The following is a 25,587-nucleotide window of genomic DNA, read 5'->3' on the forward strand; positions in this document are numbered from 1 at the left end:
TAATCAGTACGTTGATTGTAAAACACGAACGTTTGCAATTGAAAATTAGCATAATACCAGTAAATTCCGAAAAATCAAACTTTATTCAGCGAGACTTATAGGCACATACCGAATGAAGTGATTACGCAAAGGCGTGATTGATAGAAGGAAGTTCTAACAGCTTCATACTGTTTCACTCATATAATAGCGAGGATATGGCTCGCGAGTTTCTACCGATTTACCGTAAATAAATCGACTATGGGTAGCAATGCTTTAGAGAACCTCAGACAAGGTGATGATGTTTTCTATTCGTTTCGACGTTTTTACGCTGAATGCTTTGCTCCACTCGTAGATGAATGGAATCAAGGTATTCGGCGTTTTTTCATTATTAACTTAGAAAGAAGGAAATAAAGGAAATGAAGTTATTACACGACAAAATTAAGCAAGAGGGTAAAGTTTTATCTTCATCTGTATTAAAAGTAGACTCTTTTTTAAATCATCAAATCGACCCAATGCTTATGAAGGAAATTGGCCATGAGTTTGCAAATCGCTTCTCTGATCAGGTTATTACAAAAATATTAACAATTGAATCTTCAGGTATTGCACCATCAGTTATGTTAGGTCTTGAAATAGGTGCGCCTGTTGTATTTGCCCGTAAACGTAAATCTTTAACACTATCAGATAACCTGTTTTCTTCGAAAGTACATTCTTTCACAAAGAACGAAACAAATGATATTTCAGTTTCACGTAGTTTCTTAAATGAAGATGATAGCGTTCTAATTGTTGACGATTTCTTGGCTAATGGGGAAGCTGTCAAAGGCTTGCTTGATATTGCAGCACAAGCTGGTGCACATGTTGTGGGCGTTGGCATTGTTATTGAAAAAGGCTTCCAAGACGGTGGGAAATTATTACGTGAGCAAGGTATTCGTATAGAATCATTAGCGATTGTAGATTCTCTTGAAGATGGCAAAGTAACATTTGCTACGGAGGCTCGCGCGTAATGAATACCTTTAAATCGACGACGCTAGCTATTCAACATTTACTTGCAATGTATGCAGGTGCTATTTTAGTACCACTAATTATCGGTGGGGCAATCGGCTTTGATTCAGAACAAATGACGTACTTAGTGGCGATTGACATTATGATGTGTGGGATCGCAACACTTTTGCAAGTGTATTCAGGCAAGTTTATCGGAATCGGTTTACCAGTAGTACTAGGCTGTACGTTTACTGCGGTGAGTCCAATTATTGCAATTGGTACAAATCCTGAGCAAGGTATTACAGACATTTATGGTTCTATCATTGCTTCTGGTGTTATCGTTATGATTATTGCTGGCTTCTTCGGTAAGCTAGTAAAATTCTTCCCACCAGTGGTTACAGGCTCCGTCGTGTCGATTATCGGTATTTCTTTATTACCAGTAGCTTTAAACAATATGGCAGGTGGACAAGGGGCAGCGGATTTTGCCTCACGCTCTAATGTCGCTTTAGCTTTCATTACATTAGTTATTATTTTAATCGTTTATCGTTTCTCCACAGGCTTCATCCGTGCAATTTCCATTTTAATTGGACTAGTTGCTGGAACAATCTTAGGAGCAGTTATGGGGAAGGTTGATTTTAGCCCAGTTTCAGATGCTGCTGTATTACACATGGTTCAGCCATTCTATTTTGGGATGCCAACATTCAATGCATCTGCAATCATTACAATGACGCTTGTAGCAATGGTTTCTTTAGTAGAATCTTCTGGTGTTTATTTTGCACTAAGTGATATTTGTAATAAAAAATTAGATTCAAAAGATTTAGCTCGTGGTTATCGTTCAGAAGGTCTTGCTTCTGTTATTGGTGGGATTTTCAACGCCTTCCCATATACAACATTCTCACAAAATGTGGGACTTACACGTATGTCAGGCGTCAAAGACCGTAAAGTCATTTACATCACAGGTGGTTTACTAGTAGCACTTGGCTTCCTACCAAAAATCGCAGCATTAACGACAATCATTCCAACACCAGTACTAGGTGCGGCAATGCTAGCGATGTTCGGTATGGTAATTACGCAAGGTATGGGCATGCTAGTACCTGTTATGAATGAGTCAGCAGAAAACGCGATGATTGCTGCGATTGCAGTGGGTCTTGGCGTTGGAGTATCGGTAGTTCCTGATATTTTCGCATCACTGCCACCAGGCGTAGCGATTTTAACGTCAAACGGTATCGTTTGTGGTTCTGTCACAGCGATTATTCTTAATATTTTATTCAACATGATTGGTCCAAAGCATAAGCAAGACCCTATGCATGGGGAAGTTCAGTAAAATTTATTAAAAAAAATGCTATCTACTTTCTATAGTAGATGGCATTTTTATTTGGTTAAAGTAAGATTTTATAAAGAATTAATAATAAGGAGTAAACATTAATTTAACTGAAGAATATATGCCATCATCCTTAACACTTAACATTATTGATGATGAATCTGTATTCCATAAAGTTGATAAGTAAACATAGTCATCACTATAAAAACTACCTTTTCCAAATTCATGTGTAGCAGCTTTATGCAATAAATCATGAATATAAGTTTTTTCAGACCAGGTGAAGAAAGCCTCTTTTCCATTAAGGAAATCATATACTGCCATTATTAGTTTTTCATCTTCAAAATAATAAACTAATTGAGTTGAATAACCATATTTGCCAACAGAATAATAAAGAGCTTTTACATTACCTGCTACTGCTGATTCTATAAATGTTGCAGTTTCAATTTTTTTTACTTCTGCAGGTGTCATACTCCATTTGGTTCCTCTTAAAGCTTTGTTTGACTTTGAAGGAGTCCTTTTTTCACCTGTATAATTTCTACTATATATATCGATTTCATCAACACTTGCATGATAGAGAATTTCAGAATTAGTAGAATCGCTTACGAAACGTAATGGAATGAAAGTTCTACCATTAATCACTTTAGGCGCAACTTCCAAGGTTACTTTATTTCCATTTACATAGGCAATTTTACTACCTAAAGTAAGCTGGATTTTTACATTTGCATTTTTACCTACTATTGTTTTAGAAGCGCTATACCACTCTATATCCAATCCTAAAGCTTTAAAAATGGGTTTAAACTCTACTAAAGTTCTACCATTCTCGTTTATTGGATTAGAAGCGAAATTAATTTTCTGTGCATTCACATATGTAGTAATCGTTGCAGCTTTGGCATCATTTGAAAAGAAAATTACACTTAGGAATAATAAAGAGGTAAAAATAATTTTAAAACTTGGACGTTTGATATTTTTTTCCATAAACATTTCCCCTTTGATATGAATAGTACCATTATAACATGGTAATTTAACAGTTAATTGTAATCATATATATAAAATGGGTAATAGGGGTAATTGTGCGATCTGTTTGGGGGACAATTATCGTAGAAATAAAAGTGATGGATAGAACGTATTAAATAAATTGATCTATAGAGAAATTTAGCGACCAAGCTCGAAAAAAAATATAAATACCATGACACTGAGAGACGTGAACAATAACATGTTCAAATCAATTTTTTCATACTATAAAAACATGCTAAGTCTCGGAGGGGGGTTTTATGTATTTTATTACGAAAGGCTTGGTCATTCTTATAGGAAGTACCGCCGTTTCATTAGGAATTAATTTATTCTTAACGCCCTATCAGATTTTAGATGGGGGAGTTGTAGGAATAGCGCTCATCTTACATTATTTGTATAAGCTTAAAATCGGTTTAATGATTATTATTATAAGTATCCCAATTTTTATTGTTTCTTGGTATAAATACAAAGCGTATTTTTATAACAGTATACATGGATTAATTGTGTCCTCTCTTAGTATAGATTTGCTTAAGCCCGTTAGGAATCTTATTCAAGTAGACGCCATTTATAGCGCCATATTTGGAGGGATATTTATGGGTTTTGGCGTTGGCTTGATGCTTAGATTTCAGACAAGCACTGGTGGTACAGATCTGATTGCCCAGTTTTTATGTGAAAAAACGGGGATAAATGTAGGGATACTTATTTTCTTTATTGACTCTATTGTCATCGTGGTAGGGGGGCTGCTGTTATCCTCTAGTACATTACTGCTTTCAATCATTACAGTTTTGGTAGTTGGAATTACTACAAGTATTATGACTAGTCATGTATAACAAAAAAATAGCTTCAGTATAACTGAAACTATTTTTATCGTGGGCTGTTCATCATCCTTTTTTTAGGATGGGCAGGCTTTATTTCTGCAATAAATATAGCAAGTAAAATCAGTACTGCTCCAATAACCATTCGACTCGTTAGTACCTCATGCAAAAATATAACGGATAGTACCATACCAAAAAAGGATTCTGTTGATAGGATAATCGCTGCCTTTGTGGCGGACGTATATTGGTTTGCAACATTTTGAAAAAGGTAGGCAAGAGTAGTTGAAAAAATGGCTAAATAAACAATAGAGTAGATTGCTTCTTTTTCTAGAGCAGTAGGGATATCACCTTGACCGACTACGACTAAGATACCTAAAACAGATGCCGTAATAAATTGGATAATTGTAAGGGCAATGGCATCTTCCTTTTGGACAAAAAGATTTGTACAAAAAATATCAAAGGCAAAGGCGACGGCACAGGCTAAGGAAAGGGCATCTCCTACGTTCATTGTTAAGGACCCCTGTAATGATAAAAAGCCGATTCCGACAAGAGCCATCATCGAACCGATAATCTCATAGCCATCTATCCGACGTTTGTAAACCGCATACGCGATTAATGGAACAACAATAACATTTACAGCGGTTAAAAATGCATTTTTTGATGGTGTCGTATATTGTAAGCCTACTGTCTGTAGAGCAAATGCAATATACAAAATAGTTCCTAACAAAATTCCTTTCCAAATAACTGACTTTGAAGCTTTTTTTAATCTATATCCAAATAAAATTGTTAGTATAATGGCAGCTAATAAAAATCTACCTGCCATAACTTGATAAGCTGACAAATATTCTAATGCGATAGCCGTTATTACAAATCCACTACCCCAAACGATTGCAGTAACTAATAGCATGCCATCAGCTATGTATTGTTTCATCTTTCTTCCTCCTAACTTTTATAGAATAGCATGAGTTGGAAGAAATTAATTTGATTTCAATTCTAAATATTCAGGCGTTTTTTTGTACTTATTCCAAAGCCATCGGTCAATCATTGATTTTGCTATGTAATAAGTACAATTTAACGGCTGCAGCTAGATGTTCATAAAAAACATAATCATTTTCTAAAGGTGCTACGAGTTGCCTTATTTTTGATATACGATAGCGGATTGTGTTTGGATGGCAGAAATGAGCTACAGCTACTTCCTTAATATTTCCTTGTTTTAAAACATAGGTCATGGCTGTTTTCATTAAATCTAGATCAACCTTTTCTTCAAGTAAGGGGCCAAGATAGTTATTTACATAATCCATAGCAAATTTTGCGTCCTTACGATGCAATTCAATTAACAAACGATCTGATGCAAGGTTTTCATAATGACAGATTGAAGTCGCATTAATTTCAGCCATGATACATGCATAGAAGGCTTCTCGAACGGCTAAAGGTAGGCTTGAGTGCATTTCGTGACTACGACTATAGCCAAAGATCAATGAATCCGTAGAGATTGCATACATGGTTAACCATTCATTTAGAAGCCTCTCAAATTGAAACTGCTGTGACGAATGCGTCATTAAGATAAAGAGGCTCTTTTTATAGGGACAAATCATACCCGATTTCAATAGAGGTTCCAATTGAAAAAGAGATTGTATCAATTGGCTATTTGGATAATCCTGCGTTTGAATATTAGCAACAAATACATATTTTTCAAAGGGCTTGTTGATTTGCAGTAGAATAGACTTTATCTGCGGACCTGTGACATCTTCCTCCATTAGACGTCGCATAATTGTTTCTAAGAAGAATGAATAATCCTGTGTTTTGGCATAAGCCATTGTTTCAAGAATGATTTTTTCAAAAAATTCATCTCCCCCAAATCGCAATATCGGGAAATTTTGTTCATCTGCATACATAAGAATTTCCTCGGGTAATTCCTTATAGATAACAGGTTTAAAAGCTAAAGCACTAGCCTCTAGCTCGATAAGACTTTTCACAGCATTCAATAAATACTCTGGCTTTTGCTTTGCGAATAATAAACTGCTTAGAACAACACTATTTGGTGAGAAAATCGTTTCTCGAACAGTTTGAATATCGGGAGAAAATTCAAAGTCTAGAATTTCAACATTTTGAACAGGTTTATGTAAACCATTACGACCAGCAACGACTGTAAAATCCTTTGTAATAGGTAATTGTAAAAAGTTCTCTACATTCATTAGGATAACTAGCAACCTTTCCTGTAATTAAGCTTCTTTTAGTTATTATAAAAGTACTTGTTAGTAAAATACTATTAGTATACGAAATAATTTAAAATATTGGAAAGATTATTTTAATTGAGTAGTACTGATAATTAAAAGGTTAATCTAGTGCTAGAGATACCTCTTTTTACATGCCATTCACAGTACATTTACAATAAAACGTACAATAGACCATAATAACCAATGTTAGAGGTGCAAAAATGAAGTCTGTTGATTAAAATGAACGCGATTTATTTCTTTTGATTAAGTCCTAATTGCTTTGATACTATTAATCTCAATAAAACATACTTGAATTATAGGGATTATAGGTATATAATTCGATGTACATTATTATTAAACATCTTAGGGGGCTTTCGATTGTCTACATTTCAAATCACTCTTAACGTAGCCATTTTACTTGTGTTCGTTGGAATTTTATATTTTATGAACAAAAAACACGTGAAGTTTTCAAATCGTGTTTTTACTGGTCTAGGCTTAGGTATTGTACTTGGTCTTGGGCTTCATTTAATCTATGGTATTGATTCGGAGGTTTTAGCTAAAACAACGGCTTGGTACAATATTATTGGTACTGGTTATGTTAAATTGTTACAAATGGTTGCAATGCCATTAGTGTTCATTTCTATCCTAATAGCTTTCACGAAAATGAAGGTTGGCAAGAATTTTGGGAAAATGGCTGCTCTTATTTTAGCGATTTTAATCGGTACTACTGCTGTATCCGCAGGAGTTGGTATTCTTTCTGCAACAGTATTTGATTTAGATGCCTCACATATCATGAAAGGTGATGCGGAAACTGAGCGTGGAGCATATTTAGAGGAAAAAACTTCTGGTATGACTGCACCGGATTTACCAACGCAAATTGTTGAGTTATTTCCAGCAAACCCATTCCTAGATTTAACAGGTGCTCGTTCTACATCAACAATTGCGGTAGTTATTTTTTCAGCGTTCTTAGGCTTTGCTTATTTACGTTTAGTACGTAAAGATGAAGCAACAGCAGCTACAATTAAAAAAGGCTTAGATGCTATTTATGCCCTTGTTATGGGTGTTGTAACAATTGTTTTACGTTTAACACCATACGGAATTTTAGCTATTATGGCACGTACAGTGGCAACATCTGATTTTGGAGCAATCTATAATTTAGGAAAGTTTGTTATTGCCTCTTATGCAGCGTTGTTTGTTGTGCTATTAGTACACTTATTAATACTTTCATTAAATGGTTTAAACCCAATCACGTATTTGAAAAAGTCTGCAGAAACTTTATTGTTTGCCTTTACATCACGTTCAAGTGCAGGTACATTACCGATGAATATTAAAACACAAACAGGTCGTCTAGGTGTACCAGAGGGTATTGCGAACTTCTCAGGTTCATTTGGTTTATCAATTGGTCAAAATGGCTGTGCTGGTGTTTATCCTGCTATGCTAGCGATTATGATTGCGCCTACAGTTGGCATCAATCCACTTGATCCGGTGTTCATTATTACAGTTATTGCAGTTGTTGCTGTTAGCTCATTTGGAGTAGCTGGTGTTGGTGGTGGTGCGACATTCGCAGCAATTCTTGTATTATCTGCACTTAATTTACCAATTGCACTAGCTGGTGTATTAATCTCTGTTGAACCATTAATTGATATGGGTCGTACTGCTCTTAATGTAAGTGGTTCGATGACTGCAGGTGTGACAACAGCTCGTATAACAAAAGAGTTGGACACTGACATGTACAATAATAAAGAATTAGGTGCTCAAGTAGCGGACCTATAGAAATAAGGTGTTACTCTCGTTTGAGGGTAGCTCCTTTTTTACAGATAAAAAAGAGGGCTGCCATGTAAGTGGCAATCCTCATCAATTGATACCTTTAAATTATTTTTACATAAAAGTCTTCGCCGTTAATTAGCTCATTAATTTCAATATCAAAATTGGTTTTGTAGTAATTATAGATATTGCGTGCTAAGCCGGAGTGTCCATTTAAATATGTTCCCTTTTTAATCTCTTTACGAGGATTATGGAAATCAAAATATAAGCGTGAATCATGGCACATTGTATCCAAAATAGCTTTAAACTCTTGTTCTTCAATATGAATACCGCGTGTATATTTGCACTCTCTGCGGTACGTATCGTGGGATACATTCACTGGCGAAGGCTCAAGAAACATTTCGATTTTTCTATTCAAATGTCAACAGCTCCCTTTAGGATATTAGCAACAAAGGATAGTAAATCTAAGAGGCGAGTTCTTGTTCTACACAAAGATAAAGTACTTTTAACAGTATAGCCATATTTATTCTAGTATATAATTGTCTGAAAATTATATCAATATTTTTCTACCAATCTTGTTGTTGCATTTCTTCTGCTATTACTTGTAAATCATATGCGGTAATCATTAACAGTGTATAGTTGTGTGTTTCCATATTTTTTTCTGCTAGACGCTTCATATACTTCGGGGAGCCTTCATTTTCGTCGTCATAAACTAGCAGTAGACCATCAGTATTTTGAATAATAAATTTATCCTTCTCGATAAATTGCCATGGGGCCTCATATGGCTTTTTCGTAACGCTCGTCACAAAGTCTGCTTGAGCTACTAATGATTGATATTTTTCCTTTTTGTGTTCCTGCCAATTTTTCTCCTGCTCTAAAAAGGGAGTGATGACAGCATATTTTAAATCGGGATATTCTTTTTTTAATAAGAGAACAACCTCAGCACCCCATGATTCTACCCCTTGCTGACCACTAATAATCACCCATTCTAATCCTTCATCTATGAGTATACGAAGACGATCTTCGAGTGCTTTTTTTATGATGCCAATGCCAGGATGCTTGTCATTGAAAATTCCTAGTTCGTGCGGTTTATAGCCTGTAATAATGATTCGCTGTAGCAACAAAACGCCCCCTAAGCTGTATTATTTAGTATCAGTATACAGTAGGGGGCAAGTGAAAACTAATTTCGATGTATTGTATAGCTATTCTCGAATAAAGTAGCTTTCGCCGAATTTTGAGGTGGAGGTGGGAGTCTTATACCCTAACGCATGAAAATTACTTCTGGTTAAAGCGGATTAAAATGCAAATAGTGTTAAGACTATAGCTACGGCAGCACAAATGCCTAAAAACCACCATGAGTCTGTAAAGTCCTCTTTGGAGTCACTATTCATGTGTTGTACGTCCTTTCTCCTTGATTTGGCCATTCAATGACCAATTTGTCCATATTCGCAGTACAGTTTCAAATGGCCCGCGTTTGAATTTTTTTAAATAGGCAATACTTAAAACACATTGCAAGCTATAAACACCGATTCCAAATAAAATACCACCAAACACTCCTAGTTTGCCGTACAAGCCAAGACCGTACCCATAAAATACTGTTGTACAAATAATAGTTTGCATTAAATAATTGGTTAACGATAGTTTACCGACACTTTCAAAGGCAGGCGATAGCAGTTTTGCAGGGCCAGTTTTAAATAGTAAAGCTGCCAAGCAGACATAGCCGATTGCTAATAGCTGTGAGCCTCCCATCATCAAGATGTTCGAAAAATTACTTTCTATAAAACTTATACTTTTACAAGCTAGCCCAACTGGAACTAGTATTGAACCAATCCAATACCATTTCTTTTCGTGCTCCATATTGACAAATGCTTGCTTTTTAGCGAATCCCATGCCAAGGAGGAACAATGGAGCATAGAAGATTGGTGCAATAATAAGCATGATGAATAGGATAAAAGGGTCATCCATTCCTGGAGGTAATGAATCTGAACGGAAATTATAAATATCTAAGTAGCTTCCGTTCACATAAATATCGTTGGCTTTGTCGATATAAGTATCCATTTCTTTTTGTGCTTTTTTTGACTCACCTGTAGGACCAAAAGTTAATGCTGTCGTAAGTAAAAATAAAATGCCTGCCCATATAAAGAGGGTTTTTGGTTTACGATTAATAAAGGGGATTAAAAATAAAGTCATGCAGCCGTACGAAACTAAAATATCGCCATCCCATAAAAATTTTGCATGGAGCCACCCGATTGCGATAAGCCCTGTTGCACGACGTAAAATGGACCATCGACTCTTATTCTTTCTTTTACGTATAGACTCAATAAGTTTAATGAGGGAGAAGCCAAATAAAATAGTGAAAATTGGCATGAAGGATCCTTCAATAAAAACTTTTACAAAATACAAAGCCCCATTATCAAGGGAAGTTAGATTTTCTAGTTCATCTTTGCCATACATCCCGAATTGGAAAATCAGTAAATTCGCCATTAAGATGCCAAATAGACTAAACCCACGCATTGTATCTATGAAGGTAACTCGATTTGTTGTCATTGCGTTTTATCTCCTTAATTGGTTATCTTATACATAGCATAGTTAGCAAAGCTTATGGTGGAATAATGACTACCTTAAAGTAATCTTAAAAGTAGGTGATAGAATGCAAGAAGCAGCCATTTTAGTGTTAGAGGATGAACGTGCAATTGCGGATATGATTGAAATCATTTTAAGAAAAGAGGGATTTTTAAACATTACACTCTGTGACACTGTTCAAAAAGCAAAAAACAAAATTGAAACGAAGACCTATGATTTTTATCTATTGGATATTATGCTCCCGGACGGCAGTGGACTTGAGATGGCGAATATGATTCGTGAGCAAAGTGATGCACCTGTATTCTTTTTAACAGCAAAAGGTAATGATGCAGATAAGCTTCGTGGTTTTATGAATGGCGCTGACGATTATATTACGAAACCATTTAATCCGTTAGAGCTTGTTGCGAGGGTTAAGGTGCAGCTTGCACGATATATGAAGAAAAAGGATGTGCCAGAAAGTCATGTATTTACGTGTGGTCGATTTACATTTGATATTGATGCAGCAGAGGTAACTGTAGACGGTTTGAAAGAAATTATTAGTGGTCGGTTATTTCATTTACTGAAATATTTATGTGAAAACGCAGGGCAAGTATTATCAAAGGAGCAAATCTATGAGCGTGTATGGGGCGATTGCTTGTTTGATGATAATACGGTGATGGTACATATTCGAAAGCTACGTGAAAAAATAGAAAAAAATCCAGGTAAACCGACGTGCATTATAACCGTGAGAGGTATTGGTTATAAACTTGTTGGAGATGTTCAATCATGAAGCCAGCTGGAAAATTAACACTGCGTTTCGTGTCTTACTTCATCATATTTTATTTACTAATTATTTCAGGCTTTATTATCAGTTTGGGTTTTTTCGCATTCTTTATCAATGGTCATGTTGGTGACAATATACATGTCATGACTTCCTACGAAATAAAAGATGATGCGGTCGTGGAAAAAGGACAATCCGTTAATATTGCTGATTATTTAGTGAAGCGAGCCAAGGAGAATGACGGGCAATTGTATTTGTTTAATCAATCAATGGACATTGTTGATTACACGGGAGATACTTGTGAACTATGCGGAATGGCTGATAGTGAAATAATGGCGCTTAAACGGCCAGGAATGCAAACATGGGAAATCCCTAAATATTATTTGTTATTTCTCCCGACATCACCTGTCCAGCCACTTATTAAGGATGCCTTTCAGAATTGGGAGGACAAAGGGGCTATCTCTTTAGAATTGCTTCAACGTTTACAAGACAAGAATGCCTCTGTTGAAATTTATAATGAGCAATGGGATCGTGTGGAAGTCATTGGAGAACGTTATAAAAAGCTGGATAAGCCGCAGTTGCTAGAAGAGAAGTACGATATTTTTGAGCACGCCGAGCTTAAACAAAGCGCCGCTTTAGAAGATGGCTCGACACTAGTTGTACGCATGCCTAATCCATCATATAAACCATTTGAAGAACCTTTTAATAAGGCGATGGTTTTATTTGTCTCTATCTTCTTTGGTGGACATATCATTTTGTTGATAGGGGTCATCTTTTTATCGATTAGCATTTCTCGTCAATTTGTTCGTCCGCTTGTTTATGTGCTATCTCGTATCGAACGGCTCACACAGTTTGATTACAGTGAAGTAAGTGATAAAAGTATCCATCATCAGAAGACGGGGAAATTGAAGAGGAAATTTAAATTATTTCAGCCTGTTGATGAATCCCTCAATCATTTATCAGAACGTCTTTCTTCAAATGAAAGGCAAATTAAGCTTGCAGAGCAATTGCGTGAGGAGTGGATAACAGGTCTATCACATGATTTAAAGACACCTTTAAGCTCTATTTATGGTTATTCAACAATGCTTGCTTCGGAAGATTACGAATGGACGAAGGAAGAAATGCGCATTTTTGCGAACACAATGCAGGAAAAGGCGACGTATATGGATGCCCTTATACAGGACCTAACATATACGTATCAATTAAAAAATAAAGCGATCCAGCTTGAAAAAGTTTTGTTACCACTCGGCACATGGTTACCGCAATTTGTAGATGAGCAGGTGTCTGTTAAGGTTTATGGAGATGTCATACTCGAAGCAGACGAGCTTCTTTTAAAGCGTATCTTGGATAATTTAATTACGAACGCCAAAAAATATACTCCTACTGGTACCAAGGTAAGTGTAGAAGCGCAAAATATCGGTAAGGAAATTATGTTAACAATTGCTGACCAAGGTCCTGGAATTCCGCAGGAGGAGCTAGACAACCTATTTGAACGATATTATCGAGGTACTAATACTACAGATGATACAACAGGTACAGGTTTAGGGTTGGCTATTACTAAGCAGTTAATTGATTTACACGATGGTACCATCAGTGTCCAATCAGGGGCAGAAGGTACAGTTTTTGTATTGAAATTTAAACGTAAATAGTAGTTTCTTGCTATAGAGTAAAACACTGTTGATTTGGGCAGTACAAGTGATGAATTTTTCACTTTGTACTGCCCTTTTTTTCGTGAAACTGTCAGTCTTGATGTCGTAGTGTAATTTTTTAGGGGATTCCCCCTATATGAACAGTATTCGCTTGCAACTATTATAAAGGTGTAAAAGTTGTATACGAAAGACAGCATGATAAGGAGGATATACACATGAAGACTTCTTTTAAAGTAGTCATCGTTGGAGGAGGAACTGCTGGTATTACAGTAGCTGCACGTTTACTTCGTCAATCTCATTCACTTCTAGGAGAGATTGCCATCATAGATCCTGCAGAAAAGCATTATTATCAACCACTCTGGACATTGGTGGGAGGTGGTGTAGCAAATAAGTGGGACTCTGAACGTGAGATGCTTTCTATTATCCCTAAAGGAGCTACTTGGTTAAAAGAAGCTGTTAGTAGTTTTGATCCCAATCAAAACCAAGTGATAACACAAGATGGTACAAAATATACGTATGATTTTTTAGTAGTTGCTGGTGGTATAGAGATTAACTGGGGTGCTATTAAGGGGCTGAAAGAGGCACTTGGGACTAAAAGTGTATGCAGTAATTATTCTTTCGAGCATGTGGATTATACGTGGGAAACGATCCGCAATTTTAAAGAGGGGACAGCATTATTTACACATCCAAACTCTCCAGTAAAATGTGGTGGTGCTCCACAAAAAATTATGCATTTAGCAGAAGATCATTTTAATAGAGTAAATGTTCGTGACAATATTAACATTATTTTCGGTTCGGCTAATCCTGCAATTTTCGATGTCTTGAAATATCGTGAAGCACTTGAAAAGGTAATAGAGCGGAAAAATATTAATGCTCGATTCCGTCATAATTTGATTGAAATTAAGGCGAATGAAAAAATGGCTGTCTTTGAAAATTTAGATACTGGCACATTGGAAGAAATTAAATACGACATGATTCATGTGACGCCTTATATGTGTTCACCTGAATTTATAAGAACAAGTGCATTAGCAGATGAAAACGGCTGGGTAGATGTCGACAAATTTACTTTGCAACATAAAAAGTATAGCAATGTGTTTGGGATAGGTGACAATGCCAATCTCCCAACATCAAAAACGGGTGCAGCTATACGCAAGCAAGCCCCTGTCGTTGCACAGAATCTTATTGCTTTAATGCGACAACAGTCTATGACGCAAATGTATGATGGCTACTCTTCTTGTCCAATCGTAACAGGCTACAACAAATTGATATTAGCTGAGTTTGATTACAATAAAGAGCCTGCCGAATCTATGCCTTTCAACCAAGCAGTGGAAAGATCCAGTATGTATTTCATGAAAAAGGATTTACTGCCTGTTATGTATTGGGATGGCATGCTGAAAGGCACTATGTAATTACGAATGAGGGGAGGCAACAAGCATGGCTAATGCAACGGTAAGTATGAGCGAAGAATTATTTCAAATAATCGAAACGCTTGAAAAACCAGAAGTTCAACACTCTTTACAGCGATTGTTAGAAAGATTACCAAGTATAGAACAAACTTTAGAATCGGCGGAGATTGTTGTAGATTTTGGAAAATCAGTACTGGCTGATGAAAAGACTGTAGATAGATACGAGCAATTTGTCTCATCTTATGATGTAGGCTCGGAAACGATTACAGCTATTGTGCAGCTAATGGAGAAATTGCCAAAGCTTGTTCAAACCATTCATCAGTTAGAAAACATCATTGATTTTGTTGCAGCAGTACTTCAGGATAAGCAAACGACTGACAATACAATGAATAATTTAAAGGGCTATGTCGATCCATATGTTGAAAAAGGAAAGACAGGTTTGGATTTCTTAAAAATGATACAGCAAAGGGCAGAAGAGAAGCCTCAACAACTCAATGTTTTTTCAATTATAAAATGGTTAAAAGACCCTTCTGTTCAAAAGTCACTTAATTATGTTCAGGCCACATTAGATATTTTAAAAGAAAAAAATAGATGATAAAGGGGAGTTTTACACATGTTATTACGATATTTTTATGATGAAAAATTAGCGCACGCTTCTTATGTTGTGGGATGTCAGGCGAAAGGTGAAATGGTCATTGTTGATCCGATGCGTAATATTGAGCCCTATCTTGCATTAGCAGAAAAAGAGAAGATGCAAATTGTTGGTGCATTAGAAACGCATATCCATGCCGATTTTGTAGCTGGTTCTCGTGAGCTAGCAGACCGTGTTGGAACAACGATGTATATTTCCGATGAAGGGGATGCTGATTGGAAGTATCAAAATCTTGAAGGGATTCCTCATCAATTATTAAAAGATGGTGATGAATTTAGTGTAGGTAATCTTATCTTTAAAGTCATGCATACACCAGGACATACGCCAGAAAGTATCTCCTTCTTATTAACGGATCGTGGCGGTGTAGCAGATAAACCAATGGGTATTTTTACGGGTGACTTTGTCTTTGTAGGAGATATCGGACGCCCTGATTTGTTAGAAAAAGCTGCTGGGATTCAGGGTACATCACTATCTGGTGCAAAAGCAATGTTTAAATCATTAGAACGCTTTAAGGCTTTACCAGATTACATGCAGCTTTGGCCAGCTCATGGAGCAGGTAGTGCTTGTGGTAAAGCATTAGGAGCTGTCCCGTCTTCAACAGTTGGGTATGAGAAGCAATTCAGCTGGGCTATGCAATTTGATGATGAGCAAAAATTTATTGACGCGTTACTAGATGGTCAACCGGAACCTCCTTATTATTTCGCTGTTATGAAACGTGTCAATAAAGTGGGAATAGAACTTCTTAAGAACTTACCGCCAGTAAAGACAGTGTCAAGCTATGAAGAGATTACTCAACTTCTTGCAGATGGGAAGCAAGTAATTGATACACGTCCGGCGGAAGATTTTTCGCAAGGATTTATTGCAGGGACACTAAACATTCCTTACAATAATTCGTTGACAAATTGGGCTGGTTGGCTAGTGAATTATTCAAAACCATTATATTTATTAATTAATCCTTCTCAACTAGATGATATTTTAATAGCGTTACGTTCTATTGGTATCGATAATGTTGTTGGATATGGAGATGTGACGAAAATTTTGGAAGAGGCTACTTCTCTAGGAAGTTATGAAAATATAACTCCTTTTGAAGCGAAGTCATTAATTGAAAATAGAGAAGTTCGTGTACTTGATGTACGCAATCAAACAGAATATGATGCAGGGCATATTGAAAATGCTCAACATATTATGGTTGGTACACTACCGAAACGTTTAGATGAATTGCAAACAGATAAAAAAATTGTTGTACAGTGCCAAGGGGGTGCTCGTTCTGCAATTGCTGTAAGTGTACTGAAAGCAAACGGCATTCACAATGTTGTAAATTTAACGGGTGGCTACATGGCTTGGCAACAAGAGGTATTGAACAAATAAAAAAGCTTTATCTAATAAAGAGGTTGTTCTAAAAGGAAAATAGCATACTAGTAATCCTAGTTTGCTATTTTTCATGTTGTTGAAAAACTATAATGTTAACGAAATTAAAGTGACCTATTAAATAAATTATGGCACTTCAGCAAACTGAGGGGTTGATTTCCGTTCCGCTTAGCGCTTTCTAAAAGGCATCTTTGGATGAAATGAGGAGTGGAATTATTACTTTCGTTTGAAGTTTTGGTAAGGCGTCATGAGCTATTCAGTATAAGCCTATGGAAAGCTGAGCAGATTTAGACAACTTTTTTTCTCGGAAAAAGAGGTTAAAAAATGATTATTGTAAGTATGGGTATATTCTTTCTTATTACTGGTAGAATTATTTATATCCGCCATGTCCCAGTACGTCGATTCCAGGAGTGTTTACCTCAAGAACTAGATGCAGGAATAGCAATAGTGGATGTACGTGATTATAATGACTCTTACAAGTCACCTATACCAAATGCATTAAATTTACCAATTGCCTATTTAATACGCCATATACATGAACTACCAAAAAAACCCCTTCATATTATTGCATCAACACAGCTAGATAAAAATATGAGTGTTCGTATTATTCGAAAAGCAGGGCATGAAGTGAAGAGCTATAGCTTGATAGAAGAGGAAGTATAAGGCAAAGTGTTTATTAGGAAGGTACTAACTTTAAAGTAGTAAAGAGACTTATTTTTTCAGTGCCTTCATTATAAGCAAGGAGTGTGTTTAGATTGGAGAAAGAACATCTGAAAAATAAATATTTACAGCAAATATTTCAATATATTCAAGATGGAATCATCATTATGAATAACAATCGTGAAATTTTAATGATGAATCCCCCGGCGAAGCGGTTAACGGGATGGGAATTAGGAGATCGAGTACCCTTTTGTTCGTTCTGTGAAAATCGCCGAAAATCTCCAGGAGAACATACATGTTATTTAATTGAGCATAATGAGGTTCCTTATTTTTTATCGAAAATGCCGACGTATCATGGATGTAAGATAGATGTGGAAATGAGCACGGCTCCGATGTATACAGACAGTAAAACAAACGAGCAAGCGTTTCTTCTTGTATTGCGCGATCAGACCCTTCAGTTAAAGGAAGAAGAGGCTCGAGTTTCAAAGCTTATTATTAAAAAGCTGATTGAGGCAAAAGAGGAAGAACATAAAAGGCTTGCGCAGGAATTACATGATGGCGTTGGCCAATCATTGTATACAATATCTGTTGCGCTACAAGCGATTGAATCTTATGTCAAAGATAATGAAAAGCTAAATACTTATATTGAAGAGGTACGAAATGAGCTAGAGCAAGTAATGAATGATGTTAAATCATACTCCTATCAGCTTCGCCCTCATAGCATTGACCAGTTAGGGATTTCACCTACATTAGGCACGCTTGTAGATTCAGTACAGAAGGTTCATCCTAGTATTTCAATAGTATTGGAAGCAGATTTTGAAGAACGCTGTCATCCATCTGTAGAAATCAATGTTTATCGAGTCGTACAAGAGGCTTTACACAATATTATTAAATATGCAAATGCTTCTAAGGTCGTCATTCGGCTCGAAAAAAAAGCTACAGATTTAGCGCTATATATAGAAGATAATGGCGTAGGATTTGATCTACAGCACATGAAAAAAGAAGGACTTGGCTTAAAACATATGGAAGAGCGAATAACTTTGTTAGGCGGATCTTTTACTATTACTTCTGCCCACAATAAAGGTACACAAATTAACATTCAAGTACCTAATTGGAAGGATGATTATAGATGATTCGTGTTTTAGTAGTAGATGATCATGTGTTAATCCGTAAAGGAATTGTTCTTTTATTAGAAAATGATAAAGATGTAGAGGTTGTGGGTGAAGTAGGTGATGGAGCAGAGGCGATAACTCAGGCAATATCATTGAACCCAGATGTTATTTTGATGGATGTTTCCATACCGAATGGGCTTGATGGGTTTACAGCTACTCAGGAAATTCTCAAGCAAATGCCTAATGTGAAAATTATTATGCTAACAATGCACAACGAGGTGGCTTATATTCAAAAAGCTATTGCTGTTGAGGCTCATGGTTATATTTTAAAAAATAGTCAAGGTGGAGTGCTCCATGAGGCTATCCATGCTGTTTATAGTGGTCGCAAATATTATAACGTAGGTATTCCACAGGAACAGATGAATAAATTGTTCGAACATAAAGGGCAGGAAGATAAATGCATTTTAACTGTGCGTGAGCAGGAAATAATGAGATTAACAGTTCTAGGCTATACAAATGTGCAAATTGCTGAGAAGCTATATATCAGTAGTAAAACGGTTGAAAATCACAAATCAAATATTATGCAAAAGCTCGATTTAAGTAATAAAGCTGAGCTTATTCAGTATGGACTTGCGAATAACTATATGTAAAAACTTGTTGTTGTTAGAAGCTAGTTCAAATTATATTGGCGACAGAAGAAAAGACTATTGTGTACGACAAGCTAAGATCACTCGGACGATGAGTGGTCTTTTTTTATCTTCATTTAGTAGATGTCCTAACATCTGCCGAATGAAGATAAGGCCTCTGGAAGCATTGTATATCAGCGAGAAAGGTAGTGCTGACGTAGCGACAACACAGAAAACATTCGTTGCTGAAAGAAGTTAAAATAATTTGCAATATTGTCATAGTGAGCAAAGCTAATAGTGGAAAACCCCTATATGTCTGGAAAAGCAGAAGGACTATACTGAGAGCACATAAATTAACAATACAAGGAGATGCAAGAACAATGGATATTACATTTTTAATTGTGATTTTCCTGATTGGATTCGTTGGCTCATTTGTGTCCGGTATGTTGGGTATCGGTGGTTCAATCATTAAATATCCAATGCTACTTTATATACCGCCACTTTTTGGTTTAGCGGCATTTTCAGCACATGAAGTTTCAGGCATCAGTGCGGTACAGGTGTTTTTTGCGTCGATTGCAGGTGTTTGGGCGTATAGAAAAGGTGGTTATCTTAATAAGCCTCTCATTATTTATATGGGAGGAGCAATTTTAGCTGGTAGCTTTGTCGGGAGCTACGGATCACAGTTTTTATCGGAAAACGGTGTGAATGTCGTATACGGGATTTTAGCCTTGATCGCGGCTGTGATGATGTTTATTCCTAAGAAACAAATTGATGATAAGCCGATGAGTGAAGTAACCTTCAACAAGCCGTTAGCTGCAATTTTAGCATTTATTGTTGGGATTGGATCAGGGATCGTTGGTGCTGCGGGTGGTTTCTTGCTGGTTCCGATTATGCTTGTAGTACTCGGTATTCCAACGCGCATGACGATTGCTACTAGTTTAGCCATCACGTTTATCTCTTCAATTGGTGGAACCATTGGTAAGTTAATGACAGGACAAGTCGAGTACTATTCCGCGGGAATTATGATAGTGGCAAGTCTACTGGCAGCTCCTCTTGGGGCAAAAGTAGGTAAGAAAATGAATACGAAGATTTTGCAAAGTATTTTAGCTGTTCTCATTTTAGCGACAGCGATTAAAATTTGGATTGATCTATTATGATGAAAAAACAAAAAGTGGTTGCCTATAAATCACATGAGAAAAAGCTAATTATTATAAGTTTTATAGTAGCCGGGATAATGTTCCTTTCATTAATTGGAAGAATCTTTGGTACCTAGGAGATGAAATTAAATGAATGATTCAGCTGTAATGTGGAGTCGAGCCTTAACAGAGTTAACATTGTCGTTCCATATTGTTTACGCAACAATTGGCGTTGGTATACCTTTAATGATAATGATTGCTCAATGGGTTGGATTAAAAAATAATGACGAACATTATTTACTACTCGCAAGAAGATGGGCAAGAGGGTTCGTGATTACGGTAGCAATTGGTGTTGTGACTGGTACTGCCATCGGATTGCAGCTATCACTACTATGGCCAAACTTTATGGAGTTGGCTGGTCAGGTGATAGCATTACCATTGTTTATGGAAACATTCGCGTTCTTTGTTGAGGCAATTTTCTTAGGGCTTTACTTATATACGTGGGATCGCTTCAAAAATCCAAAGCGACATCTATTATTATTGGTTCCAGTAGCTATAGGTGCTTCTATGTCAGCCGTTTTTATTACAATAGTGAATGCGTTTATGAACGCACCACAGGGCTTTGATATTGTAGATGGAGAGCTTGTGAATATTCAGCCTGTACTTGCTATGTTGAATCCTGCAATGCCAACGAAGGTAGCACATGTATTAGTGACATCTTATATGACCGCAGCATTTTTATTAGCTTCTATTGCAGCTTACCGTATGCTGAGAGGGTCTAAGCATGTGTATCATAAAAAAGCATTACATCTATTATTGAAACTTGGATTAGTGTTTTCGCTAGCGGCACTTATCGTAGGTGACTTTTCGGGTAAGTATTTAGCCGAATATCAACCTGAGAAATTAGCTGCTGCTGAATGGCATTTTGAAACAAAAGAGGATGCTTCGCTTGTGCTATTCGGTGTACTAGATGGAGAAGAAGTAAAATATGCCATTAAAGTACCGTACGCATTGAGTGTATTAGCACATAATAATCCTTTTGCAGAAGTAAAAGGTTTAGATCAATTTCCTGAGGACGAACAGCCGCCGCTTTATATCCATTATTTATTTGACGTCATGGTAGTTATCGGAACCTTATTAATTGTCGTTGCAGCTATTTATGTGTTGGGTAAGTGGAGAAGTTGGAACTTTATTTCTTCAAAAAGTTTTAAGAGAATTATAGTGGCAGGTGGCCCACTATCGCTTATTGCTGTTGAGGCAGGCTGGTGGTTTGCAGAAGTAGGACGTCAGCCTTGGATACTTCGTGGTTATATGAAAACAGCTGATGGAGCCACAACAAGTGATCAAGTCGATACAATGCTTATACTATTTGCAGGACTGTACATTGTATTAGCGATAGGAAGTATCATTACACTTATTCGTATGTTCCGTAACAATCCAATTGAACGTGAAATTGAAGAACATCAACAAGTGGAAGGGTGTGAAGAGCAATGAGCTTAGAGATATTAGGAATTTCAGTACTTTGGTTATTTCTATTCGGCTATGTCATTGTTGCGTCCATAGACTTTGGAGCGGGCTTCTTTAATGCATATAGTGTCTTAATTGGTAAAGACCATATATTAGCAAATGTCATTAAGCGCTATTTATCTCCGGTGTGGGAAATTACAAACGTCTTTCTTGTATTTTTCTTTGTTGGAATAGTAGGTTTCTTTCCTCAAACAGCTTACTATTACGGCACAATTTTGCTAGTGCCGACCAGTATTTCATTAATATTAATTGCAATTAGAGGGAGCTATTATGCATTTGAATCCTACAGTAAAAAGGGTGGACATATCGGTTATACATTGATGTATGGAATAACTGGTTTATTCATACCAGCATCCCTTTCTATTGTATTAACGATATCTGAGGGAGGGTTCGTAGAAATTGTAAATAAAGTGCCGCATTTACAAATTGCTAAACTATTCACAAGTCCGCTAACTTGGTCTATTGTGCTATTAAGTATTGTTGCAGTTTTGTATATTTCAGCTGTTTTCTTAACTTGGTATGGGAAAAGAGCGCAAGATGAACATGCTTCTAATTTAATGAGGAAGTATGCACTCGGTTGGTCGTTGCCGCTCATAATAAGTGTAATAGGGATTATGGTGGAGTTAAAGGGTCATGTGCCTGAGCATTATGAAAATATGTTGAATCTGTGGTGGCTTTTTGCAATATCAGGTGTACTATTTTTTATAACACTAATACTTTTGTTTAAAAAGGAAAAGTATGGGATAGCTGTCTTTTTAATGGTTGCACAATTCGGATTTGCATTTTTCGGCTATGGCATTTCACATTATCCGTATTTACTATATCCGTACTTATCAGTCTATGATAGCTTTACGAACGAAACAATGGCTATTGCATTAGTAGTAGTGTTTATTGGAGGACTAGTTCTACTCATACCTTCACTATATTTAGTAATGAAATGGTTTGTGTTTGATCGCGACTATGCTTGCGGTAAACAAGATCATCATGCATAGGAGGAACCATAATGAATCAATTTATTATTTTGTATGCACCTTTTCTTATAGTAGCTATTAGCATTGTGATTGGCTTTTGGATAGGACCGAAAGATCATCAAATTAAACAATAAATGGATGCATCACTGTAATGTGTTGTTGATTTCCATTCCTCTTTTCCGGCGCGCTCCAGAGTCTTAAAAGCGAAGAGACAGCAACATTAGTGTCTTTGGCGATAGACAGGAGCACAGGAAGCGAGTAGCCTGTAACGGAAATCACCTCATTTGAAGTGCACCAATTTTCTTTGATCATTTTGAATTTCAATAATGTTAAAGAGGTATCAAATATTACGTTTGATACCTCTTTTAATATTATTCATTTACTTTTTCGTGCATCGCTCTGATGGTTGTTCAATTTTTACATAGCGCCATAAACTATTGGCGATATCGCGTGCTTCAGCAGCATGCTCTGTTTCAACGAATGCTTTTCGGAAAGGTGTAAGAAGTGATTCGATGATAAAAAGCTTCGGTTTATCATGTTGTAATTCCTCTAATAAGAATTCTACATACTCTAAGCCTTCAATTGTTTCATTCTTAGATAATCCTTTCTTAAATCCTTTTAATTGCTCAATGACCATTTCTTTACTAACTGTTTTATAGTTCACGACATTTTGAATCGTGTTAATCATTTCCACACTAACAAGGATCTCCTTTGATTCAAGCATAGCAGGTATAATTACACTAATATTGCGTAGAGCTACACGTACAATTGCTTCACGGTTTATATATTTATAGTCAGCAATTAAGACTGCACGTAATGTAAGGTTAATCATACCGAGTGCTTGCACAGCACATTCATAGCTTATTGGACTAATTTCTTCCCCAAAAACTTGTACAAGTCGATTGGCAAGCCATTCTAACTCTTGTAAATGATAGTTTATAATGATTTTTTTTAGTTCTCTATCCCGAGAATGGAAAATTGATTCAAAAATTTGAATTAAATTATGTTCTCGATTGACATACATGAGTACCGCGACTTGCTGTGTTAATACTTCCAAATCTGTAGGGTCTTTACCGTAAATAAGCTCGTGACGACGAATGCTAGCCTCCTCACGCCCTTCATCTAATATGGCGATCAAGCATTCATTTTTAGAAGAAAAGTGATTATAAAATGTGCCCTTTGAAATTTTAGCTGCACTAATGATGTCGTTAATCGATGTATCTACGAATCCTTTTTCGATAAAAAGTTCACGAGCGGCAGTAATGACTTGTCTTTTTCTTTTATTCATAACCTCACCTTTTTTAAAAATATTATACTCTTATTCTATAGTGAAAACGCTTGTATATCAACATTTATAAAATTTTTGATCTTAATTGTTGAAAAAAGTAGACTGCGAGTATAAAATAGGTTTTATCGAAAAAAACAAGAAGGAATTGAGGGATATAAATGAATAGTGAGCAAACAATGAAAAAGCCCCCTTATGGCATGATTTCGATTTTATTTGTGGGTGCTTTTGTTGCTTTTTTAAACAATACATTGTTAAATGTTGCGTTACCGACAATCATGAAAGATTTTGATATAACTTATTCAAAGGTACAATGGCTCGCAACAGGTTATATGCTAGTAAGCGGTATTCTAGTGCCAGCTTCAGCGTTCTTTGTTACACGCTTTAAAAATAGACATTTGTTTATTGCAGCGATGTCAGTCTTTACAATTGGTACAATTATGGCTGGGTTTGCACCTAATTTCGAAATATTACTAGCAGGTCGTATGGTGCAAGCGGCAGGTGCCTCAAGTATGTCACCACTTCTAATGAACGTAATGCTGATCAGTTTCCCAAAAGAAAAACGTGGGGCAGCAATGGGGATCTTTGGTTTAGTTATGATTTCTGCACCAGCGATAGGTCCTACTTTATCAGGGTATATTGTTGAGCACCATGATTGGCGTATGCTATTCCAAATGATTATTCCATTTGCAGTAATTAGTTTATTGTTTGGTATTTGGAAATTAGAAAATGTGATGGAGACACGTAAAGTTAATTTAGATATCCTTTCAGTGCTATTATCAACAATTGCATTCGGTGGTATTCTATATGGCTTCAGTACTGCAGGGGATAAGGGCTGGTCAAGTCCTTGGGTTTATGGTCCAATCTCGGTTGGCTTTATTGCTTTACTGATATTCATCTTTAAACAATTACGTATGGATCAACCTTTGTTAAATTTACGTATTTATAAATATCCAATGTTTGCATTGGGTTCAGCTATCTCAATTATCGTGTCAATGGCTATGTTCTCTGGTATGATTTTAACTCCTGCATATGTACAATCGATTCGTGGAATTGATCCATTTAAAGCGGGCTTAATGATGCTTCCAGGGGCACTTGTAATGGGGATTATGTCGCCGATTACAGGGAAACTTTTTGATAAATTCGGACCTCGTATCTTAGCGATTATCGGTTTAGCTATTACGACGCTTGCAACATTCGGATTAACAAAATTAGAATTAGATTCAAGCTATACTTTTATCGTGTCTATGTACACAATTCGTATGTTCGGTATGTCAATGGTTATGATGCCAATTATGACTAATGGTTTAAACCAATTACCACAAATGATGAACCCACATGGTACAGCTATTAATAATACTGTACAGCAAGTTGCAGGAGCAATTGGTAGTGCAGTAATGGTAACGTTTATGAATAACCGTACAAAAGCTACAGCCCAGGATTTAATTGCAGAAACAAAAGCGACTGCAGCACAATCAGGAATTGCTCCAACACCTGAGCAAATGCAACAAATGCAGGACCAAATTATGCAAAATGCCTTATTAGATGGTATTACACATTCATTCTTAATAGCAGCTGGTGTTACAGTGGTTGCCTTTGTACTTGCATTCTTCTTAAAACGTGTAAAAATTGAAAGTGCTGCAGCTTCCATGGATTTAAAAAAACCAACTAAATAAATTGTGACCTGTTAGTGGAAAACTTCTACTAACAGGTTTTTTTTAATAGAGGAGAAATTATAATGCCATTAAAGCAGAATCTACTACTCTCA

24 protein-coding genes and 1 riboswitch are annotated in these 25,587 nt (G+C 36.4%); of the genes, 17 read left to right on the top strand and 7 right to left on the bottom strand.

Translation table 11 applies throughout. The features are described from left to right. Nucleotides 1–156 precede the first annotated feature (156 nt). A riboswitch (purine riboswitch) is annotated at nucleotides 157–258 on the top strand. A gap of 137 nt (nucleotides 259–395) precedes the next feature. Both ACIQXF_RS15875 and ACIQXF_RS15880 read left to right on the top strand, forming a co-directional pair. Next, entirely contained in the window at nucleotides 396–980 is a 585-nt protein-coding gene (locus tag ACIQXF_RS15875) for a xanthine phosphoribosyltransferase (RefSeq protein ID WP_402784372.1), read from the top strand. Further along, nucleotides 980–2,281: a nucleobase:cation symporter-2 family protein gene (locus ACIQXF_RS15880; RefSeq protein ID WP_402784375.1), complete on the top strand. Its 1,302-nt coding sequence runs from the start codon at nucleotides 980–982 to the stop codon at nucleotides 2,279–2,281. Before ACIQXF_RS15875 ends, ACIQXF_RS15880 begins: the two co-directional genes overlap by 1 nt. Before the next feature lie 78 nt (nucleotides 2,282–2,359). On the opposite strand, the gene ACIQXF_RS15885 is transcribed toward ACIQXF_RS15880, so the two are convergent. Continuing rightward, nucleotides 2,360–3,253 carry a copper amine oxidase N-terminal domain-containing protein gene (locus ACIQXF_RS15885; RefSeq protein WP_402784378.1) on the bottom strand — a complete coding sequence of 298 codons (894 nt, stop codon included), beginning with the start codon at nucleotides 3,251–3,253 and terminating at the stop codon, nucleotides 2,360–2,362. Nucleotides 3,254–3,549: 296 nt separating this feature from the next. Here ACIQXF_RS15885 and ACIQXF_RS15890 point away from each other — a divergent pair, with 296 nt between their 5' ends. After that, nucleotides 3,550–4,119: a YitT family protein gene (locus tag ACIQXF_RS15890; protein ID WP_402784381.1), complete on the top strand. Its 570-nt coding sequence runs from the start codon at nucleotides 3,550–3,552 to the stop codon at nucleotides 4,117–4,119. Nucleotides 4,120–4,153: 34 nt separating this feature from the next. Here ACIQXF_RS15890 and ACIQXF_RS15895 read toward each other — a convergent pair whose 3' ends face one another. Together ACIQXF_RS15895 and ACIQXF_RS15900 are read right to left on the bottom strand one after the other, a co-directional pair. After that, the gene (locus tag ACIQXF_RS15895) at nucleotides 4,154–5,035 is read right to left on the bottom strand and encodes a DMT family transporter (RefSeq protein ID WP_402784384.1); all 882 of its coding nucleotides are present in this window, start codon (nucleotides 5,033–5,035) and stop codon (nucleotides 4,154–4,156) included. Nucleotides 5,036–5,141: 106 nt separating this feature from the next. After that, entirely contained in the window at nucleotides 5,142–6,299 is a 1,158-nt protein-coding gene (locus ACIQXF_RS15900) for a PucR family transcriptional regulator (RefSeq protein ID WP_402784387.1), read from the bottom strand. Nucleotides 6,300–6,698: 399 nt separating this feature from the next. Here ACIQXF_RS15900 and ACIQXF_RS15905 point away from each other — a divergent pair, with 399 nt between their 5' ends. Then, entirely contained in the window at nucleotides 6,699–8,093 is a 1,395-nt protein-coding gene (locus ACIQXF_RS15905; protein WP_402784390.1) for an L-cystine transporter, read from the top strand. A 94-nt stretch (nucleotides 8,094–8,187) separates the two neighbouring features. Here ACIQXF_RS15905 and ACIQXF_RS15910 read toward each other — a convergent pair whose 3' ends face one another. From ACIQXF_RS15910 to ACIQXF_RS15920, 3 genes are all read right to left on the bottom strand, one after another. Then, on the bottom strand, nucleotides 8,188–8,502 hold the full coding sequence (locus ACIQXF_RS15910; protein WP_402784393.1) for a hypothetical protein: 315 nt from the start codon (nucleotides 8,500–8,502) through the stop codon (nucleotides 8,188–8,190). Nucleotides 8,503–8,650: 148 nt separating this feature from the next. Next, nucleotides 8,651–9,205: an SLOG family protein gene (locus ACIQXF_RS15915; RefSeq protein WP_402784396.1), complete on the bottom strand. Its 555-nt coding sequence runs from the start codon at nucleotides 9,203–9,205 to the stop codon at nucleotides 8,651–8,653. Nucleotides 9,206–9,467: 262 nt separating this feature from the next. Further along, on the bottom strand, nucleotides 9,468–10,631 hold the full coding sequence (locus ACIQXF_RS15920) for a DUF418 domain-containing protein (RefSeq protein WP_402784399.1): 1,164 nt from the start codon (nucleotides 10,629–10,631) through the stop codon (nucleotides 9,468–9,470). A 103-nt stretch (nucleotides 10,632–10,734) separates the two neighbouring features. Between ACIQXF_RS15920 and ACIQXF_RS15925 the strand changes: the two genes are divergently transcribed. From ACIQXF_RS15925 to cydS, 12 genes are all read left to right on the top strand, one after another. Further along, complete coding sequence (locus tag ACIQXF_RS15925; RefSeq protein WP_402784402.1) at nucleotides 10,735–11,436, top strand: response regulator transcription factor; 702 nt, start codon at nucleotides 10,735–10,737, stop codon at nucleotides 11,434–11,436. Then, the gene (locus ACIQXF_RS15930; RefSeq protein WP_402784404.1) at nucleotides 11,433–13,076 is read left to right on the top strand and encodes a sensor histidine kinase; all 1,644 of its coding nucleotides are present in this window, start codon (nucleotides 11,433–11,435) and stop codon (nucleotides 13,074–13,076) included. The genes ACIQXF_RS15925 and ACIQXF_RS15930 overlap by 4 nt, the downstream gene beginning before the upstream one ends. 215 nt (nucleotides 13,077–13,291) lie before the next feature. After that, nucleotides 13,292–14,485: an NAD(P)/FAD-dependent oxidoreductase gene (locus tag ACIQXF_RS15935; RefSeq protein WP_402784406.1), complete on the top strand. Its 1,194-nt coding sequence runs from the start codon at nucleotides 13,292–13,294 to the stop codon at nucleotides 14,483–14,485. Nucleotides 14,486–14,510: 25 nt separating this feature from the next. Next, complete coding sequence (locus tag ACIQXF_RS15940) at nucleotides 14,511–15,077, top strand: helical membrane plugin domain-containing protein (protein ID WP_402784408.1); 567 nt, start codon at nucleotides 14,511–14,513, stop codon at nucleotides 15,075–15,077. 18 nt (nucleotides 15,078–15,095) lie between these two features. Further along, complete coding sequence (locus tag ACIQXF_RS15945) at nucleotides 15,096–16,502, top strand: MBL fold metallo-hydrolase (RefSeq protein WP_402784410.1); 1,407 nt, start codon at nucleotides 15,096–15,098, stop codon at nucleotides 16,500–16,502. Between the two features lie 324 nt (nucleotides 16,503–16,826). Next, a complete protein-coding gene (locus ACIQXF_RS15950) occupies nucleotides 16,827–17,165 on the top strand; it encodes a rhodanese-like domain-containing protein (RefSeq protein ID WP_402784413.1) in 339 nt (112 codons plus the stop codon). Nucleotides 17,166–17,257: 92 nt separating this feature from the next. Beyond that, entirely contained in the window at nucleotides 17,258–18,295 is a 1,038-nt protein-coding gene (locus tag ACIQXF_RS15955; protein WP_402784415.1) for a PAS domain-containing sensor histidine kinase, read from the top strand. Next, entirely contained in the window at nucleotides 18,292–18,924 is a 633-nt protein-coding gene (locus ACIQXF_RS15960; protein WP_402784417.1) for a response regulator, read from the top strand. The genes ACIQXF_RS15955 and ACIQXF_RS15960 overlap by 4 nt, the downstream gene beginning before the upstream one ends. Before the next feature lie 356 nt (nucleotides 18,925–19,280). After that, nucleotides 19,281–20,057, top strand: a complete 777-nt coding sequence (locus ACIQXF_RS15965; protein ID WP_402784420.1) for a sulfite exporter TauE/SafE family protein — start codon at nucleotides 19,281–19,283, stop codon at nucleotides 20,055–20,057. Nucleotides 20,058–20,186: 129 nt separating this feature from the next. Beyond that, entirely contained in the window at nucleotides 20,187–21,530 is a 1,344-nt protein-coding gene (locus tag ACIQXF_RS15970; RefSeq protein ID WP_402784423.1) for a cytochrome ubiquinol oxidase subunit I, read from the top strand. Continuing rightward, nucleotides 21,527–22,555, top strand: a complete 1,029-nt coding sequence (locus tag ACIQXF_RS15975) for a cytochrome d ubiquinol oxidase subunit II (RefSeq protein WP_402784426.1) — start codon at nucleotides 21,527–21,529, stop codon at nucleotides 22,553–22,555. Before ACIQXF_RS15970 ends, ACIQXF_RS15975 begins: the two co-directional genes overlap by 4 nt. Nucleotides 22,556–22,566: 11 nt before the next feature. Next, the gene (cydS, locus tag ACIQXF_RS15980) at nucleotides 22,567–22,668 is read left to right on the top strand and encodes a cytochrome bd oxidase small subunit CydS family protein (RefSeq protein WP_402784429.1); all 102 of its coding nucleotides are present in this window, start codon (nucleotides 22,567–22,569) and stop codon (nucleotides 22,666–22,668) included. A gap of 245 nt (nucleotides 22,669–22,913) precedes the next feature. Here the strand turns inward: cydS and ACIQXF_RS15985 are convergent, their stop codons facing one another. Next, nucleotides 22,914–23,822, bottom strand: coding sequence for a TetR/AcrR family transcriptional regulator (locus ACIQXF_RS15985; RefSeq protein WP_402784432.1), 909 nt, complete (start codon nucleotides 23,820–23,822; stop codon nucleotides 22,914–22,916). Nucleotides 23,823–23,980: 158 nt separating this feature from the next. On the opposite strand from ACIQXF_RS15985, the gene ACIQXF_RS15990 reads away from it, so the two are divergent. Next, nucleotides 23,981–25,495 carry a DHA2 family efflux MFS transporter permease subunit gene (locus ACIQXF_RS15990; RefSeq protein WP_402784435.1) on the top strand — a complete coding sequence of 505 codons (1,515 nt, stop codon included), beginning with the start codon at nucleotides 23,981–23,983 and terminating at the stop codon, nucleotides 25,493–25,495. Nucleotides 25,496–25,587: the final 92 nt, after the last annotated feature.

The sequence above is a fragment of the Lysinibacillus sp. NPDC097231 genome (assembly GCF_044761885.1).
Classification (GTDB): Bacteria; Bacillota; Bacilli; order Bacillales_A; family Planococcaceae; genus Lysinibacillus.

What these genes read in the sequence shown, in the direction of transcription:
- ACIQXF_RS15875 (WP_402784372.1), top strand. Translation starts at nt 396, where the DNA reads ATGAAGTTATTACACGACAAAATTAAGCAAGAGGGTAAAGTTTTATCT.
- ACIQXF_RS15880 (WP_402784375.1), top strand. Translation starts at nt 980, where the DNA reads ATGAATACCTTTAAATCGACGACGCTAGCTATTCAACATTTACTTGCA.
- ACIQXF_RS15885 (WP_402784378.1), bottom strand. Translation starts at nt 3,253, where the DNA reads ATGGAAAAAAATATCAAACGTCCAAGTTTTAAAATTATTTTTACCTCT.
- ACIQXF_RS15890 (WP_402784381.1), top strand. Translation starts at nt 3,550, where the DNA reads ATGTATTTTATTACGAAAGGCTTGGTCATTCTTATAGGAAGTACCGCC.
- ACIQXF_RS15895 (WP_402784384.1), bottom strand. Translation starts at nt 5,035, where the DNA reads ATGAAACAATACATAGCTGATGGCATGCTATTAGTTACTGCAATCGTT.
- ACIQXF_RS15900 (WP_402784387.1), bottom strand. Translation starts at nt 6,299, where the DNA reads ATGAATGTAGAGAACTTTTTACAATTACCTATTACAAAGGATTTTACA.
- ACIQXF_RS15920 (WP_402784399.1), bottom strand. Translation starts at nt 10,631, where the DNA reads ATGACAACAAATCGAGTTACCTTCATAGATACAATGCGTGGGTTTAGT.
- ACIQXF_RS15925 (WP_402784402.1), top strand. Translation starts at nt 10,735, where the DNA reads ATGCAAGAAGCAGCCATTTTAGTGTTAGAGGATGAACGTGCAATTGCG.
- ACIQXF_RS15930 (WP_402784404.1), top strand. Translation starts at nt 11,433, where the DNA reads ATGAAGCCAGCTGGAAAATTAACACTGCGTTTCGTGTCTTACTTCATC.
- ACIQXF_RS15935 (WP_402784406.1), top strand. Translation starts at nt 13,292, where the DNA reads ATGAAGACTTCTTTTAAAGTAGTCATCGTTGGAGGAGGAACTGCTGGT.
- ACIQXF_RS15940 (WP_402784408.1), top strand. Translation starts at nt 14,511, where the DNA reads ATGGCTAATGCAACGGTAAGTATGAGCGAAGAATTATTTCAAATAATC.
- ACIQXF_RS15945 (WP_402784410.1), top strand. Translation starts at nt 15,096, where the DNA reads ATGTTATTACGATATTTTTATGATGAAAAATTAGCGCACGCTTCTTAT.
- ACIQXF_RS15950 (WP_402784413.1), top strand. Translation starts at nt 16,827, where the DNA reads ATGATTATTGTAAGTATGGGTATATTCTTTCTTATTACTGGTAGAATT.
- ACIQXF_RS15960 (WP_402784417.1), top strand. Translation starts at nt 18,292, where the DNA reads ATGATTCGTGTTTTAGTAGTAGATGATCATGTGTTAATCCGTAAAGGA.
- ACIQXF_RS15965 (WP_402784420.1), top strand. Translation starts at nt 19,281, where the DNA reads ATGGATATTACATTTTTAATTGTGATTTTCCTGATTGGATTCGTTGGC.
- ACIQXF_RS15970 (WP_402784423.1), top strand. Translation starts at nt 20,187, where the DNA reads ATGAATGATTCAGCTGTAATGTGGAGTCGAGCCTTAACAGAGTTAACA.
- ACIQXF_RS15975 (WP_402784426.1), top strand. Translation starts at nt 21,527, where the DNA reads ATGAGCTTAGAGATATTAGGAATTTCAGTACTTTGGTTATTTCTATTC.
- cydS (WP_402784429.1), top strand. Translation starts at nt 22,567, where the DNA reads ATGAATCAATTTATTATTTTGTATGCACCTTTTCTTATAGTAGCTATT.
- ACIQXF_RS15985 (WP_402784432.1), bottom strand. Translation starts at nt 23,822, where the DNA reads ATGAATAAAAGAAAAAGACAAGTCATTACTGCCGCTCGTGAACTTTTT.
- ACIQXF_RS15990 (WP_402784435.1), top strand. Translation starts at nt 23,981, where the DNA reads ATGAATAGTGAGCAAACAATGAAAAAGCCCCCTTATGGCATGATTTCG.